The sequence below is a fragment of the Flavobacterium sp. 2755 genome (assembly GCF_031455715.1).
In the GTDB taxonomy this organism is placed as follows: Bacteria; Bacteroidota; Bacteroidia; order Flavobacteriales; family Flavobacteriaceae; genus Flavobacterium.
The window spans coordinates 280,477-295,783 of record NZ_JAVDTG010000001.1 but is presented as its reverse complement, the minus strand read 5'-3'; the positions used below and the strand labels follow the sequence as shown (position 1 = coordinate 295,783).

The window sequence follows — 15,307 nt, the reverse complement described above, 5'->3', positions numbered from 1 at the left end:
CGAGGAACGACAATATTATGTTTAATTCTCATCAAAAGATAAAAAAAATCTGTGCACATCTGCATTTTCGCGTAAGCAAATCCGTTTAATCCGCGTGCCATCTCGCATTGTTATTCCAATAATTCTTTAGGATCTTCATCATCCCCTTCAATAAAATCCAATTCTAAAGCTCGTACAGTCTGAACCGCATTTCCGGCAATTCCACGAATCGATCCGTACATTCCTAAAGTATTGTGAACTACTTTTTCGATTTGTTTTTCACGTTGTTTCCAGATTCTCTGCATCGCTCTTTTCTCTGCATCAAGATCGCCTTGCATTTGGGTGAAACCTTCTACAATTCCTTCAATCTGCAAACGGAATTCGTTGCTTGTTAAAAAATCATACAACATCGACATTTTATCGCCTTTGTTTTCCTGTGCCTGAACGGCCTGACTTACCTGAATTAGTGACTGACGTAAAACAGCGCTTAAACCTTTAAATTCTTCATACGTACAAATCCAGATTCCGTCGCGCATTCCCATACGTTCCATTCCGGCCGGCATAACTTCGGTTACCAAAACGCCGATATTGGCTCTTTTAGTTCTGATATCGTTTTTAAACTTTTCGATCCAAGATGGCTGAAAAGCTTTTGTTCTTTTACTTTCGTAATAAATAGAACCGCAATTTTGTAGTTCGCGCGTGTTTACAATTTGAAGACAATCAGCACCATTTGCACCTTTTTTAACTTCGTCGATACTATCAAGCGGGAAATTATTTGCCAGCCATTCTTCAATCGCTAATTCCATTACTTCCCCTTGTAACTGCATAGAGCCTTGTTCCTGCTTGCGTTTCATTTCTTCGATCAGCTTTTTTTGATCGTCAGATTGTTTCTGGTATTCCTTGATTTTCAGCTCGTTTTTCTCTTCTTCCTGTTTGCGGATTTTATCACGTTCTAAAACCAGAGTGGCATTTAATTGCTTTTGTGCTTCGGCTTCAATTGCTTCTTTCATTTCCAGTTTTTCACGCTGTAATTTTGCAATTTCACCTTCCATTTTATTTAATTCCCTGATTTTTTCTGATTTTTCAGAGAGTTCTTTTTCCATTAAAAGCAAACGATCTTTGTTTTCTTCTTCGAGTTTGGCTTTTACTTTTTCAGAAATTTCTTTTTCTGCCGTTTTTTTCTCACGCTCTAAACGCTCGGCAAAAAGTTCGTTTTCCTGTTTCTTTTTAGCTTCAAATTCGGCTTTGGCTTTTTCGAGCTGCTCTTTTTTAAGTTCTAATTCTTTATTTTGGATCGTTGCTTTTTGTTGAAATTCTTTGCGTATACTATCTTCCAACTGATGTTTTAAAACATCATTGACATCGATAGGAGTTCCGCAGTTTGGGCACTGAATTGAAGATTGTTCAGCCATTTTTATTGATTTTATTTTGTAGAATTATAATTTGCTAAGGTATTTAAAAGTTCTCTTTTTATGGGTGAGATTGGTGTGATAAATTGTAACGTTTTTTTGATTGCCACGAATTACACTAATTTTCACGAATTAGTTTTGATTAATCTCGCAAAGTCGCGAAGTCGCAAAGTTTTTTTAGCCACAGATTAAAAAGATTAAAAGGATTTTTGAATTGCCTCCAGCTTTAGCTGGAGGTACAAAAGATGAATAGGAAAAGGCTTTGGCCAAACAACTATTAGATTTGGCTAAAGCCTTTTAAACTTAATTCTTTTTTCCATCCAGCTAAAGCTGGACGCAACTCAAAAAAAACTTTACGGCTCTGCGACTTTGCGAGATTAAATTATAAAGCAATCTTAGCGAGAACTACTTTTATGCAATAAAAATTCAACCGCAGCTTTTGTAATCTCAGATTCGTCTTCTTTTGATGTAATAATCGAAACATCTGTTCGTAAATTGACTTTTTTTAATTCAATAAGGCCTATTTCTGGATCTTGATTATTTTTGGCAATATTCGAAGGAACAATCGAAATTCCTAATCCGTTTTTGACTAATTGTACGATGGAATTAATATTATTGGCTTCGTGAATTATCTTCGGCGTAAAGCCATAAAATGCACAAAGCTCTAATAAAACTTCATGATAATGTGGTGCGTAATCTTTGTTGAAAAACACGAAAGTTTCCTCTTTTAAATTCAAGATCTCTTTTTCAGATTTTAGCTGAATGTTGTTTTTATTGAATACAATTGAAAATCCATCCTGAAACCATAAATGCGATTTTATTTTAGGAGATTTTATGGGAGAACGTATAATTCCCATTTCGATTTTTCCTTGTTCTAAAGCATCAATTTGCTTTGTGGTAGAAACTTCAAAAAGCTTGAAATTCACATACGGAAATTGTATTTTTAGATGTTTTATTAAATCTGAAATAACTGCCGAATAAATAGAACTGATATAAGCAATACTAAATTCGCCCGAAACATTCTCGGCAATCTTTTTTGTTTTTAAAGAGATATGTTCCAAATTTTGAAAAAGTGCTTTGACTTCTTCTTCGAAATATTTTCCAGCTTCAGTAAGTTCTACTTTTTTATTGTTCCGAATGAAAAGCTTCGCCTGAAGTTCTTCTTCCAATTCGATAATTTGACGACTTAATGGCGGCTGCGAAATAAATAGTTTCTCTGATGCTTTAGTAAAGTTCAGTTCTTCGGCTACAGCCAAAAAATATTTTAGATGACGTAATTCCATGATACTTTAAAAGTATTATTAATTGATAAAAATAGTATTTTTAAAGTATTTATGAAAAGAATAGTTTTGAAAAAAAATAATGGACCACGGATTTTACGGATGAAACAGATTCGCACTGATTTGTTTTATATAAAGATTAAATAATATCTGCGTCAACCCGTTTAATCCGTAAAACCCGTGGGCAATAAAAAAACAATGACTATGAAAAAATCAACTATTACTGAAATTAAAGAACGATTTGATAATGATGTTGAACGATTTTCGAATTTAGAAACAGGGCAATTGTCGACTATTGACGCGAAAGTTTCGTTAGAATTAATTACGGAAGCTTCAAAACGAATTGTTCCAAATGCGACTTATGTTTTGGATATTGGCTGCGGTGCGGGAAATTACACTTTAATGATGTTGTCTAAATTGCCAAATTTAAACTGCACTTTGGTTGATTTGAGTTTGCCAATGTTGGATAAAGCTTTTGAAAGGGTTTCAGCAGAAACAAATGGAAAAGTTGAAATTAAACAAGGTGATATTAGGGAAGTAGATTTAGAAGAAAATAGTTTCGATATTATTTTGGCTGGTGCGGTTTTACATCATTTAAGAGATGATGAAGATTGGGAAACTACTTTTACAAAGTTGTTTAAATTATTGAAACCGGGTGGTTGTTTTATGATTTCAGATTTAATCACACAGGATACTGATTTGTTGAATGAATATACCTGGCAGCGCTACGGCGAATATTTAGAAGGAATAGGAGGGGCAGAATATCGCCAGAATGTATTTGATTATATTGCTAAAGAAGATACGCCAAGATCAATGAATTACCAATTGGATTTGATGAAAAGGGTTGGTTTTAAAAGCGTTGAAATTTTACACAAGAATATGTGTTTTGGTGCTTTTGGCGGAATTAAATAAAAAAGGTTTGCCACGAATTACACTAATTTTCACGAATTAAATTTTTCTTTGAGAATAAAAATTAGTGCAAATTAGTGTAATTCGTGGCAAACAAAAAAACTATGCAATTTGTTTTGGAGCAGGGAATTTAGTTCTTAAGTCAAAAACAAGTTCTGATGCTCCGTTTTGTTGTAAATAATCCAGCTTTTCAACAGCTTCTTCCATTGTTGGAATATGTCCTGCGGGAATCCACCACATGGCAGTGTGTGCTTTTCCGAATTTCTGAAACCATTCTTTTCTACGTTTTAAAAACTCGCTGTGAAAAGTTTTGTACATATAATGTTCCAAAGTTTCGATACTTTCCCAAACCGATACATTGATGATAATTTGCTCATCATTATACGGATTTAAACTTGTTGCGTTGTAACTATCGTCTTTTAATCTCCAGATAAATCCTTCGCTTTTTTCGGCTAAAGTATTTACTAAATCTAAATTGTCGACAAATTCTTTCATGATTGGGTCGTTGATATCGACTCCTTTCATTTTGGCAATATTAATTTCTGCTAAATGGTATTCGCTCATATTTATATTGTTAATTATGAAGCAATTTAGTTTTTTTTGAAATATATCCTAGAAAGAATTAAACGATATCTACAACAATTTTTCCAATGGCAGAATTATCACTAACAGCTTTGTGAGCTTCCATAGCATTGTCTAAATTGAATTTTCTTGGATCAATTAATGGTTTTAGTTTTCCTTCTTCAATAAATTTTGTGGTTTCTTTTAAAATATGCCCGTGATGTTTTCTTCCTTCGTTACCAATCATTGGACGTAAAACAAAAACGCCATGAATACTTGCATTACGAAGTGAACTTATTGCTAAAGTATGAGTCCCAAAAGCATAACAGCTGCTAATTTGGCCGTAATGACGAATAGCTTTAAGTGAATCATCAAAAGATTGACCTCCAATGGTATCGTAAATAACATCAAAACCTTTTCCGTCTGTGTATTGATTTACGTAATCTTCAACGGGTGTATTTTTATCAATCGCGGTTGCTCCATACGATTTAACGATTTCTGCTTTTTGAGAAGAAACCGTTGCATAAACATCTGCACCAAAAATTTTAGCCAGTTGTACAACCATATGCCCAACTCCGCCAGCTCCTGCGTGAACAAGTACTTTATCTCCTTTTTGAACTCTGGCTCTGTCAATTAAACCTTCCCAAGCGGTAAGTAAAACTAACGGAATTCCAGCTGCTTCTTTCATGGTTAAGTTTTTCGGTTTTATTGCCAATAAATCTGCATCGACAGCAGTATATTCTGCCAAAGTTCCCTGAAGGCCAAGAACGCCGCCGGCAAGTCCGTAAACTTCGTCACCAACTTTAAAATCCGTTACGTCTTCGCCAACTTGTTCAATTACTCCGGCAAGATCTGTTCCTAAAACAGCTGGTAAAACAGGCGATGCATAAGGTGAAAGTCCAAGTCGGATTTTGTTATCGATTGGGTTTACACCGCTTGCGTGTATTTTAACTAAAACTTCTCCTTTTTTTGGAGCTGGTTTTTCAATTTCAGTTTTTACGAACTCAGATTCGTATGTATTGGTAAAAAGTGCTTTCATAGCTTTATTTATTAAAGTATTTGGATTGTTTTGTAAACCTGAATTGGTGCAGAAGTTAATGCTTCGCTTTTAGTAATAAAATCTTGTAAATGCGGTTGATTGTTATGGATATCAAGTCCGGCCTGATCTTTCCATTCTTCCCAAATAATGAATACATTATCGGTTGTGTGTAGATCGTAACGAACGCACGCTTCTTCTTTTCTGGTTTGTGTAACAAGGTTTTGAATCAGGGTTTTAACTTCTTCAATATTTTCTTGTTTACTTTTTATAATTGCAGTGATAGAGATCATGATTATAAGTTTTTAAAGGTTTCTTCTAAATGTTTGGTGTAATTTTCTTTGAAGATGACAATGTTTTCTGCAGTTGCACCTTTTTCAACGTCGTGAAAATGGAAACTGTTTAATTTTTCCATACCTACAAATTTATTCATTTTATGGAAACCAAACATAGCTCCTTGATCTACAGATGTTTCTTCGAAGAATTCTCCCGGAAGTGTAAAGGCAGTTGCCGGTGCATTCCAACTTGTAGTCAGCATATATTTACGTCCGTGTAATTGTCCGCCTGTCCCGTAATTGATGTCAGGATTTACTCGGCTTCTTCCATCGCTTTTGTAAATTCCTTTTTGGTGTCCGGCTGTGAAAACGTCGTCGATGTATTTTTTGAAAAGATTTGGTAATTGAAACCACCAAACTGGCGTGTGATATACTACAACATCTGCCCAAACGAATTTTTCTACTTCTTCGTCTAAATCAAAGTTTTGTTTGATGTCGGTTGTTCTAATTTCGAATTTGTTACTGTTTTTTAAGTATTCAATTGTCCAATCGGTAACGGTTTCATTGAATTTTCCGCCTGAATGTGCAAAATTTTGACTTCCGTTGATGATAAATATTTTCTTCATTTTACTTTTTGTTCTGATGAATCTGGGTTGCGTGAGGGATAGAGGCGGTATCCTTTTATGAAGCGATAGCGGAATAAAAGATATAGCCGAAAGCCCGCCCCGAAGGGACACGCCCAAATTCTAATTATTTAATTTTTTGAGATTTTTTTTTGAAACACATAGAAACATAGATTTTTTAGCTTTTGAAAAAGGTTGTAAAAAGAAACTAGTTTCTCACACATAGCTCTCAAAGTTTGTCATTCCGAGGAACGAGGAATCGCACTAGAAACTCTATAAAGAATGTCGACAATCTTTGTCGAATCCCGAGTGCGATTCCTCGTTCCTCGGAATGACAAGATTGTGTGGCTATGTTTTTTTAAACAAGTGAAACGCCTTTATCGATAAAGAAAAATCTATGTTCCTATGTGTTTAAAATATTATTGAAGTTTCGAAATTGCCTGATTAATAAAATCAAGTTCTGAAGCTGATAAATCGAAATCCATTGTTTTTGCGTTTGAAATTGCTTGTTCTGCATTTCTTGCTCCGGCTAAAACAATTGTGATTCCTTTTTGTAAAGTTGTCCAGCGTAAAACTAATTGTGAGATTGAAATGTGTTTTGCGTTTGCTAATGAACTTAATTCTTCAACTAAAGTTTTTACTTTTTGAAGATCGAATTGACCGAAATAGCCATTTCTATGATCATTATCTTTTAATTTACTGTCAGTGAAATATTTTCCGGTTAACAAACCTCTTTCCATCGGACTGTAAGCAATGATTCCGATGTTTTCCTGAATGGTAAGCGGAACTAAATCAGTTTGAATTGCCTGATTCAGCATACTAAAAGGAACTTGATTTGAAGCTAACTGAATTGTTTTTTGCGCTTCTTTAATTTGTTCAGTATTGTAATTACTAACTCCGGCTGCTCTGATTTTTCCTTGTTGAATAAGAATTTCCATAGCTTCCATAGTTTCCTGAATTGGAGTAGTGGAGTCCGGCCAGTGAATTTGCAATAAGTCAATATAATCTGTTTGAAGGCGTTTTAAGCTTTCTTCAACTTCTTTTATGATGTTGCTTTTTGAAGCGTATTTATAGATTGGTAATTTTTTTCGGTTGTCATCGGCATCAAAAAAGAAATCGCCTTTTCCGTTATTGCTTCCGTCCCAAACCAAACCAAATTTGGTTAACAATTGTACTTTTAAACGATCTTGAGATTTTAAAGCTTCGCCAATCATTTCTTCACTTAAACCAAATCCGTAAAAAGGAGCGGTGTCGATTGTGGTTACGCCGTGAGCGATTGATGCGTGAATGGAGTCGATTGAGTCTTTCTTTTCGTTTCCGCCCCACATGTTTCCGCCAATAGCAAATGCACCGTAAGTTATAGTTGATAATTCAAGTTCTGAGTTGCCTAATTTTCTATATTCCATGATCTTAAAATTAATGTCTTAAAATTATTTGACAAAATTATACCATTTTTTTAACTGTTAAATTGTATAAATTTGTCTTTTTTAGGTATATTTGCATCCTGAATTAATTGCTGCAGATTATGAAAAAAGAAAATTTATACGAACCGTTTACAGTATCTTTTGAAACATTAAATGAATATCCCGATGTTGGAGATCGTCATAATTTCTTTGAATTGGTTTATATTTTGGGCGGAACTGGAACGCAGTGCATCAACAAAAATATTTTTGAATATGATGCGGGACATATGTTTTTATTGACGCCTGAGGATTGTCATAATTTTACAATTGAAACCGAAACGAAGTTTTTCTTTTTGAGGTTTAATGATATTTATTTGAAGAATTCGAGCCTGCAAAACGAGAATATTCAGCGTTTAGAATATATTCTGCAAAATGCTAATCATCAGCCGGGTTGTATTTTAAAAAATCATGCTGATAAATGTTTGGTGAAAGTAATGGTGGAAGCCATTATTCGGGAACATCAGGATAAAGATGTTTACAATAAAGAGTTGATTCAGCAATTGGTTAATACATTGATTATTATTGTGGCAAGAAATATTGCGAAGTATTTACCGGAGCAGGTAAATATTAATTCTGAAGCCAGAGCGATGGATATTTTGCAATATATTCAAACGAATATTTATTATCCTGAGAAGATTAAAGCGGAATCTATTAGTGATTATTTTGGAATTTCGAATACGTATTTGGGACGCTATTTTAAAAAACATGCCAGCGAAACGATGCAGCAATATATCAGTAATTATAAAACGAAATTAATTGAACATCGTTTGCAATTCAGCGATAAGCGTATTAATGAAATTGCGTATGAATTTGGTTTTACGGATGAAAGCCACTTTAATAAATTCTTTAAGAAACAGAGAGGGAATAGTCCTTCGGAGTTTAGAAAGACGATTCGTATTAGTGCATAAACACGAATTACACGAATTTGCACTAATTTTTTTTAGCCACTCCCGATAACTATCGGGATTCACAGATTAAAAGGATTTTTTAATTTGTGTTAATTCATGGAATTTGTGTTTTAAATAATCTTCTTAATCACGCGTAGTTTGTGAGTGTGTTTGTTTAATTCTGGATTGTAAATTCCGGTGTGATCTAAACGGTCAATACGTACTTTTCCACTTGCGTGAATGATGTAATTATTTTCCATAATGATTCCAACGTGGATGATGTTGCCTTCGTCGTTGTCAAAAAAGGCTAAATCGCCAACTTCGCTTTCTTCAATAAAACTTAAAGATTCTCCTTCGAGTGCTTGCTGTGATGCGTCGCGATGAATTTTATATCCGTTTAGTTTATAGACCATTTGTGTGAAACCCGAACAATCGATTCCGAATGGTGTTTTTCCACCCCATAAATATGGTGCGTTTAAATACATGAAAGCGGTATTTATCAACGCGCTTTTTGGTTTTATGCCGCTTGTTTTCGTTCCTTCAAAATCAAAATTAGAAGTATTGATTTCGCTGTTGTTTAGAAAAGATAAAGAGGCTCCAAGCGGAATTGGAAGTAATAGGTTGTTTGGTGCAGTGATGTAGTCAATCAAATCTGCATTCAAAATAATGGCTTCTTTACTTAACTGATTGTACTGCTCCTGAGAAATTATCTGATATTGTTTAGAATCTACCCAGCCTATATAATCATCAAACTGAATTTTTATTCGTGCCCATTGATTTTGGCGTTCTAAAATTTCGATGTGTTCGCCAAACAAAAGCTGTGTAACGATTTCACTTCTGTCACTAGGCTCAGATCGAACGGGTACTATGGCAAGATTGCAGATTCCGAACATTTAGATAATGTATTAGTTAAAAATTAGGAGTTATTAATTTCTAATAACTCCTAATGAAATATTATTTTAAGCTCTTTCGATAACAATTGCAGATGCGCCGCCGCCGCCATTGCAAATTGCAGCAGCTCCGGTTTTTGCATTGTTTTGTTCTAAAACGTTTAGTAAAGTTACAATAATACGAGCTCCTGAACAACCAAGAGGATGTCCTAATGAAACTGCACCACCGTTTACGTTTACTTTATCGTTATCAAGGTTTAAGATTTTTGAATTGGCAAGACCAACAACTGAGAATGCTTCGTTGAATTCGAAAAAATCAACATCTCCAATTGCAATTCCTGCTTTGTTTAAAGCTTTTGGTAATGCTTTTGCCGGACTTGTAGTAAACCATTTTGGTTCTTGTGCAGCATCGGCATAACCTTTTATGTAAGCTAAAGGTTTTAAACCTAAAGCATTTGCTTTTTCTTCAGACATTAAAACTAAAGCCGCAGCACCATCGTTGATTGTCGACGCGTTTGCAGCAGTAACTGTTCCGTCTTTTGTGAAAACAGCACTTAACGAAGGGATTTTATCCAATTTTACATTGGTATATTCTTCGTCCTTAGAAACAATAATTGGTTCGCCGCGTCTTTGCGGAACTTCAACAGGAACGACTTCATTGTCAAATTTTCCGGCATCCCAGGCTTTTGCACTTCTTTCATAAGACTGAATTGCGAAATTATCCTGTTCTTCACGGCTGATGTTGTATTCAGTTGCACATAAATCAGCGCAAACTCCCATTGCGTTGTTATCGTAAGCATCTGTCAAACCATCTTTTTGCATTCCGTCGAGCATTGTTGCAGGGCCAAATTTGTTTCCGGCACGCATTTGTACATAGTGTGGAATTAAGCTCATGCTTTCCATTCCACCCGCTACTACGATTTCTGCATCACCGCAAGCGATTGCCTGTGCGCCAAACATTACAGCTTTCATTCCAGAGGCACAGACTTTGTTTACTGTTGTGGCAGCAACTTCGTTTGATAATCCTGCAAAAAGGGCAGCCTGACGAGCTGGAGCTTGTCCAACGCCTGCCTGGATTACGTTCCCCATGAAAACTTCATCAACTAATTTTGGGTCTAGGTTAATTTTTGAAAGGGCTCCTTTTATGGCAGCAGCTCCTAATTTTGGTGCGGGTACGGTAGATAACCCTCCCATGAAACTTCCGATAGGTGTTCTAACGGCAGAAACGATAACAACTCTTTTGTTCATTTTCTGTTTAATATTAGTTAATGTAGCAAATTTACTCTTTATTTGAATAAATTCAAATTTTGCGTCAATTCGAATGGATTTTAAATTGAATATGAAATTTTTGTTAATTCTATTCGTTTGATTGTGAAGTGTTTTAGAGAAAAGATTAAAAAAACTTAAAAAAAAGCGAAAAAATAGTTGTGAGAAATGGAATGTTGTCTTACATTTGCAACCGCAAAACAGAACACGTTTCTTGAGCTTGGAGAGGTGCCAGAGCGGTAATGGAGCAGATTGCTAATCTGTCGACGGGTAACCGTCGCCAGGGTTCGAGTCCCTGTCTCTCCGCTTAATTTTTGCCTCGGGGTGTAGCGTAGCCCGGTTATCGTGTCCCGATTGAGATCGGGAAGACCACAGATACGAATCTATGTCTAATTCGGGGTGTAGCGTAGCCCGGTTATCGCGCCTGCTTTGGGAGCAGGAGGCCGCAGGTTCGAATCCTGCCACCCCGACTAAAACTTTAAGCGATAAAGTTTTAAAAAAAATGGACGCATAGCTCAGCTGGATAGAGCACCTGCCTTCTAAGCAGGCGGTCGAAGGTTCGAATCCTTCTGCGTTCACGAAAAGCCACTCATATCGAGTGGCTTTTTTGTTTTGTATCAATTTCCTTTTCCTTCTTTTTTAAAATCTTAATAATAATTGAGAAAAGTGTTTGTCTGAATCATTTAGATTGGAATATACATTATTTAATTGCTTTAATAAAATTTATAAATTCCCAAAAAAGCTACCTTTGTTTAACGGATGAAATATATAAGTTTATGAAGTTAAAATCCATTCCTGTAAACGCCCTGCCTTCAGAAATTAGTACTGCAGTAATCATTGGCAGAGCTTCATTTAATGGATCTCCTAATTCTGAAGAAGTAGAAAGATCTCATCGGGATGGTGGTTATACATTTATTCTTCAGGAAAAAGGAATTACTAATATCGAAATTGATTTCCGAAAACAGAAAATAAAAGGACCGGCAGTTATTTTTATTCATCCAAATCAGGTACATCGTGTGATTTCATTTGAAGAGGCTGTGATTACCAGCTGGATAATTTCTGTAGAAAATATTCATCCTGAGTACCTAAAAATATTAGAAGATTTAACTCCAGTAAATATCTTATCACTAACAGAAGATGTTTTATCTATCATTGAAGAAACTGCATCAACATGCATTAAAATTTCAAATAGAAGAGAGGAAAAAATGTACGCTTCTATTTTAAAAGAAAGCTGTAACACATTAATAACATTAGTGATTTCGCAATACTTAGCAGAATTTAAGCCTGCTGAAAAGTATTCAAGGTTTGAGGTTGTTACTAAGGCTTTTAAAAAAGTTCTTGAGCTTAATTTTACAACCATTAAAAGTCCAAGTGCTTATGCAGATATTCTCAATATATCTACACCTTATTTAAATGAATGCCTCAAAACGGCAACGGGTTATTCTGTTTCTTATCATATACAGCAGCGTGTTGTGCTGGAAGCGAAACGGTTGCTATATCACTCTGATAAATCCATAAAAGAAATTGCAACAGATTTAGGCTATGATGATTATTCTTATTTTACCAGATTATTTTCTAAAATTGTACAAATGACTCCATTGGCATTTAGAAATAAAAACCTTGAATAGTCCTATACTTACTATGTATTGTCATTGTCTCTGCTTTTAATATGTTATTCCTTTGCATTGAATAAAATAGAGAAAAATGGAAGGAATAAATAAGGTTAATCTTTTAAAGAATAAAAAAGTAGCAATATTAGGTGGAGGTCCGGGCGGACTGACTTTGGCTCGCCTTTTACAATTAAAAGGAGCAGAAGTGAAGGTGTATGAGAGAGACTTTAGTAAAGAATCGCGTGTACAGGGAGCAATTGTTGATTTGCATTTTGACTCAGGTTTGAAAGTAATGGCAGCTGCCGGATTACTTGATTCTTTTAAAGACGTTTACATGCGTGGTGCAGATAAATATCGAATGGTTGATAAGAATGCCAATATTTATATTGATGAAGATAATAAAGATGGTGACGATTTTACTAATGAAAATTTCAGACCGGAAATTGACAGGGGAGTATTAAGAAACTTACTGATAGATAATCTTTTGCTAGATACGGTTATTTGGGACAGTCATTTTGTGAGCATGGACCAGATTAATGATTCCTGGGAATTGAAGTTCCAAAATGGAAGCATAGCTTTTGCGGATATCGTAATTGGATCAGACGGGCATCTTTCAAAAGTTCGTCCGTACGTAACAGATATTCAGTCATTATATTCAGGTGCAACTATTATACAAGGCGAAATTGAAAACCCTGAAACAGAATGCCCAGATATTTATAATTTAGTAGATAATGCAAATCTTATTGCGATGGATATTGGCAAAACTATTGCAGCACAGCCTATGGCTAGTGGAGGCTTAACTTTTTACGCTGCATCTTTATATCCTGAAAACTGGGCTGAAACAAGTGGAATAAATTTTAAAGATCCTAATGAAGTATATGCTTATTTAGTTCAATACTATGAAGGATGGAATCCAATATTTTTTACGTTGTTTAAAGCATGTAAAAAATTTGTCATAAGACCTTTAAATTATTTTCCGTTAGATCAGGATTGGGAAGCTAAGTCAAATGTAACTTTAATTGGAGATGCTGCTCATTTGATGCCTCCATCAGGTGAAGGTGTTAATACAGCTATGCTTGATGCCTTTGATTTAAGTGAATGTTTATGCAACGAAGAATTTCCTGATTTAAAAGTTGCAATTTCAGAATATGAATCTCGTATGAAATCAAGAGCTGCTGTTCTTGGGAAAGAAGCTATTGACGGTATAAAAGATTTTGCTTCACCTTCTGCCGAATCAATTAAGGAATTAGTAGAGTTGTTTAAATCAGAATAAATAAGTCAGAATATAATTAAAAAGCCTGTAAAATTAATACTTTACAGGCTTTTTTTATGGTTCAAAAAACCTGATATAACTTAACCTTCATTTTATCATAATAAAAAAACACACATAATTTCATTACTTGTCACAAGACAAGTGCCACAGGTTTTATTCGCTCTTTCTTTGCATAGTATTAAACAAACAAATATTATGGAAATCGAAAAAACAAACACACAGAACGAATTAAATCCTTCATTATCAAACAGTAAAAACACAATTGTAATTGTTCATGGAGCATGGTCATCTGCTAATGACTGGCATCATGTTGCGGGTTATCTTAACTCTCCTGAAAACAATCTAATTATTGTAAATCTTCCTGGTCATGGAACTGACCAAACACCCGTATCGAATATTAGTTTACAACTTTATGTATACGAGATTTTAAAAGCTATTGGCAGCACAACAAATGTTACTCTTGTAGGACACAGTTTTGGTGGAATTGTGGTAAGCGAAGTAGCAGAACTAATTGCTCCGCAAATCAAAAAACTAATTTACATAGCCGCTTTTGTTCCTCAAAATGGAGACAGTTTATTGTCACTTGCACAAATGGATTCAGAGAGTCATGTAGGTAAAAATCTTATTGTAGATGAGCAAGCGGGAGTTGCTTCTATTGCTAAAGAAGCAATTACAGATGTTTTTTTAGCCGATGCACCAAAACCAGTTGCAGAATATGTAACGAATAATCTTCGACCTGAACCTTTAGCTCCATTATCTACTCCGGTCACATTAAGTGATGCTAATTTTGGTAAAGTTGCTAAGGTGTATGTTCACAGTCAAAATGACCATACTATTGGGTATTCACTTCAACAAAAAATGGTTGAAAATGCAGGAATCTTAAGAACTTACTCACTTCCTTCAAGCCACACTCCATTTATAGTATTTCCTCAAATACTTTCTTCAATTATAGCCTTAGAAGCTAAATAAAACACATTTCACAAATAACATTTAAAAATTACAATCATGAAAAAAATCAAATTGATTCAATTCGTCATGGCCGTATGTGTCATAATATTATCATCTTGTTCAAATGATGATGCACAGCCTGAAAAACCTAAAAATTATGTACTGGTTCATGGCGCATGGCAGGCTCCATTTGTATGGCAAGCAGTTAAAGCTAATCTGGAAAAACAAGGCAACAAAGTAGTTGTTGTCGAGTTACCGGGCCACGGTGCTGACCAAACTCCTCCAAGCCAAATAACGTTGGATGTTTATAAAGAAAAAGTAATAAACGCGCTTTCAACAATAGACGGGAAAGTTATTTTAGTAGGTCATAGTCTGAGCGGTATGATAATTTCTTCTGTGGCAGAAGCGATGCCTGAGAAAATCGAAAAACTGGTATATGTTGCCGCTTATTTACCGGTTTCAGGTCAAACATTAGATCAGTTGGCACACATGGATCCTGATTCTCAACTTGGGATAACTGGTAATCTAATTTTTAATTATGATCAGGGTATTGTAGATGTAAAAGAGGATCAGATCGTTAATCTTTTTATTCAGGACGGTACTCCGGAAATTCAAAACCTTGTGTTGAAAAACTACAGAACAGAACCTTTAACTCCATTCATTAATCCTGTAATACTTACCGACAAAAATTTTGGATCAGTTAAAAAGGTTTACATCAAAACTTTACAGGATCATGTTGTGTCGCCGTATTTACAAAACAAAATGATTTCAGCCAGCAAAGTTGAATCTGTATACGAAATAAATACAGGACATAGCCCATTCCTTTCAAAACCAGACGATTTATCATCAATCTTAACAAAAATTGCATCAAACTAATTATCAACAAATAACAAATATA

The 15,307-nt window shown here is 35.0% G+C and carries 15 protein-coding genes and 3 tRNA genes; 9 read left to right on the top strand and 9 right to left on the bottom strand.

Annotated features, from left to right (window positions below; all coding sequences use genetic code 11):
• Positions 1 to 110: 110 nt before the first annotated feature.
• Both J2Y38_RS01165 and J2Y38_RS01160 read right to left on the bottom strand, forming a co-directional pair.
• Positions 111 to 1,391 (bottom strand): DUF2130 domain-containing protein, encoded by a 1,281-nt coding sequence (locus tag J2Y38_RS01165; RefSeq protein WP_309838794.1) that lies wholly within the window; start codon positions 1,389 to 1,391, stop codon positions 111 to 113.
• A gap of 392 nt (positions 1,392 to 1,783) precedes the next feature.
• A complete protein-coding gene (locus tag J2Y38_RS01160) occupies positions 1,784 to 2,671 on the bottom strand; it encodes a LysR substrate-binding domain-containing protein (protein WP_309838792.1) in 888 nt (295 codons plus the stop codon).
• Positions 2,672 to 2,872: 201 nt separating this feature from the next.
• Here J2Y38_RS01160 and J2Y38_RS01155 point away from each other — a divergent pair, with 201 nt between their 5' ends.
• On the top strand, positions 2,873 to 3,580 hold the full coding sequence (locus tag J2Y38_RS01155) for a class I SAM-dependent methyltransferase (protein WP_309838790.1): 708 nt from the start codon (positions 2,873 to 2,875) through the stop codon (positions 3,578 to 3,580).
• Between the two features lie 99 nt (positions 3,581 to 3,679).
• On the opposite strand, the gene J2Y38_RS01150 is transcribed toward J2Y38_RS01155, so the two are convergent.
• From J2Y38_RS01150 to J2Y38_RS01130, 5 genes are all read right to left on the bottom strand, one after another.
• Positions 3,680 to 4,141 carry a DUF3291 domain-containing protein gene (locus tag J2Y38_RS01150; RefSeq protein ID WP_309838788.1) on the bottom strand — a complete coding sequence of 154 codons (462 nt, stop codon included), beginning with the start codon at positions 4,139 to 4,141 and terminating at the stop codon, positions 3,680 to 3,682.
• A 58-nt stretch (positions 4,142 to 4,199) separates the two neighbouring features.
• Positions 4,200 to 5,189 (bottom strand): zinc-dependent alcohol dehydrogenase family protein, encoded by a 990-nt coding sequence (locus tag J2Y38_RS01145; protein WP_409025132.1) that lies wholly within the window; start codon positions 5,187 to 5,189, stop codon positions 4,200 to 4,202.
• The gene (locus J2Y38_RS01140; RefSeq protein ID WP_309838784.1) at positions 5,189 to 5,467 is read right to left on the bottom strand and encodes a putative quinol monooxygenase; all 279 of its coding nucleotides are present in this window, start codon (positions 5,465 to 5,467) and stop codon (positions 5,189 to 5,191) included. The genes J2Y38_RS01145 and J2Y38_RS01140 overlap by 1 nt, the downstream gene beginning before the upstream one ends.
• Before the next feature lie 2 nt (positions 5,468 to 5,469).
• Entirely contained in the window at positions 5,470 to 6,075 is a 606-nt protein-coding gene (locus J2Y38_RS01135; protein WP_309838782.1) for an NAD(P)H-dependent oxidoreductase, read from the bottom strand.
• 416 nt (positions 6,076 to 6,491) lie between these two features.
• Entirely contained in the window at positions 6,492 to 7,478 is a 987-nt protein-coding gene (locus J2Y38_RS01130; protein ID WP_309838780.1) for an aldo/keto reductase, read from the bottom strand.
• 119 nt (positions 7,479 to 7,597) lie between these two features.
• Here J2Y38_RS01130 and J2Y38_RS01125 point away from each other — a divergent pair, with 119 nt between their 5' ends.
• Entirely contained in the window at positions 7,598 to 8,443 is an 846-nt protein-coding gene (locus tag J2Y38_RS01125) for an AraC family transcriptional regulator (RefSeq protein WP_256635484.1), read from the top strand.
• A 110-nt stretch (positions 8,444 to 8,553) separates the two neighbouring features.
• Here J2Y38_RS01125 and J2Y38_RS01120 read toward each other — a convergent pair whose 3' ends face one another.
• Together J2Y38_RS01120 and J2Y38_RS01115 are read right to left on the bottom strand one after the other, a co-directional pair.
• A complete protein-coding gene (locus J2Y38_RS01120; protein ID WP_180858779.1) occupies positions 8,554 to 9,315 on the bottom strand; it encodes a C40 family peptidase in 762 nt (253 codons plus the stop codon).
• A 66-nt stretch (positions 9,316 to 9,381) separates the two neighbouring features.
• Positions 9,382 to 10,560 carry an acetyl-CoA C-acyltransferase gene (locus J2Y38_RS01115; protein WP_309838776.1) on the bottom strand — a complete coding sequence of 393 codons (1,179 nt, stop codon included), beginning with the start codon at positions 10,558 to 10,560 and terminating at the stop codon, positions 9,382 to 9,384.
• Positions 10,561 to 10,800: 240 nt separating this feature from the next.
• Here J2Y38_RS01115 and J2Y38_RS01110 point away from each other — a divergent pair.
• The 7 genes from J2Y38_RS01110 to J2Y38_RS01080 all read left to right on the top strand — a co-directional run bounded on the left by J2Y38_RS01110 (position 10,801) and on the right by J2Y38_RS01080 (position 15,285).
• Positions 10,801 to 10,884, top strand: a tRNA-Ser gene (locus J2Y38_RS01110).
• 89 nt (positions 10,885 to 10,973) lie between these two features.
• Positions 10,974 to 11,048: transfer RNA gene (locus tag J2Y38_RS01105), tRNA-Pro, on the top strand.
• Positions 11,049 to 11,082: 34 nt separating this feature from the next.
• Positions 11,083 to 11,156 (top strand) — tRNA-Arg (locus tag J2Y38_RS01100).
• 198 nt (positions 11,157 to 11,354) lie between these two features.
• Positions 11,355 to 12,206 (top strand): helix-turn-helix domain-containing protein, encoded by an 852-nt coding sequence (locus tag J2Y38_RS01095; protein WP_309838774.1) that lies wholly within the window; start codon positions 11,355 to 11,357, stop codon positions 12,204 to 12,206.
• A 76-nt stretch (positions 12,207 to 12,282) separates the two neighbouring features.
• On the top strand, positions 12,283 to 13,461 hold the full coding sequence (locus J2Y38_RS01090; protein ID WP_309838772.1) for an FAD-dependent monooxygenase: 1,179 nt from the start codon (positions 12,283 to 12,285) through the stop codon (positions 13,459 to 13,461).
• A gap of 195 nt (positions 13,462 to 13,656) precedes the next feature.
• Positions 13,657 to 14,430 (top strand): alpha/beta fold hydrolase, encoded by a 774-nt coding sequence (locus tag J2Y38_RS01085; protein ID WP_309838770.1) that lies wholly within the window; start codon positions 13,657 to 13,659, stop codon positions 14,428 to 14,430.
• Between the two features lie 36 nt (positions 14,431 to 14,466).
• Complete coding sequence (locus tag J2Y38_RS01080; RefSeq protein WP_309838769.1) at positions 14,467 to 15,285, top strand: alpha/beta fold hydrolase; 819 nt, start codon at positions 14,467 to 14,469, stop codon at positions 15,283 to 15,285.
• Positions 15,286 to 15,307: the final 22 nt, after the last annotated feature.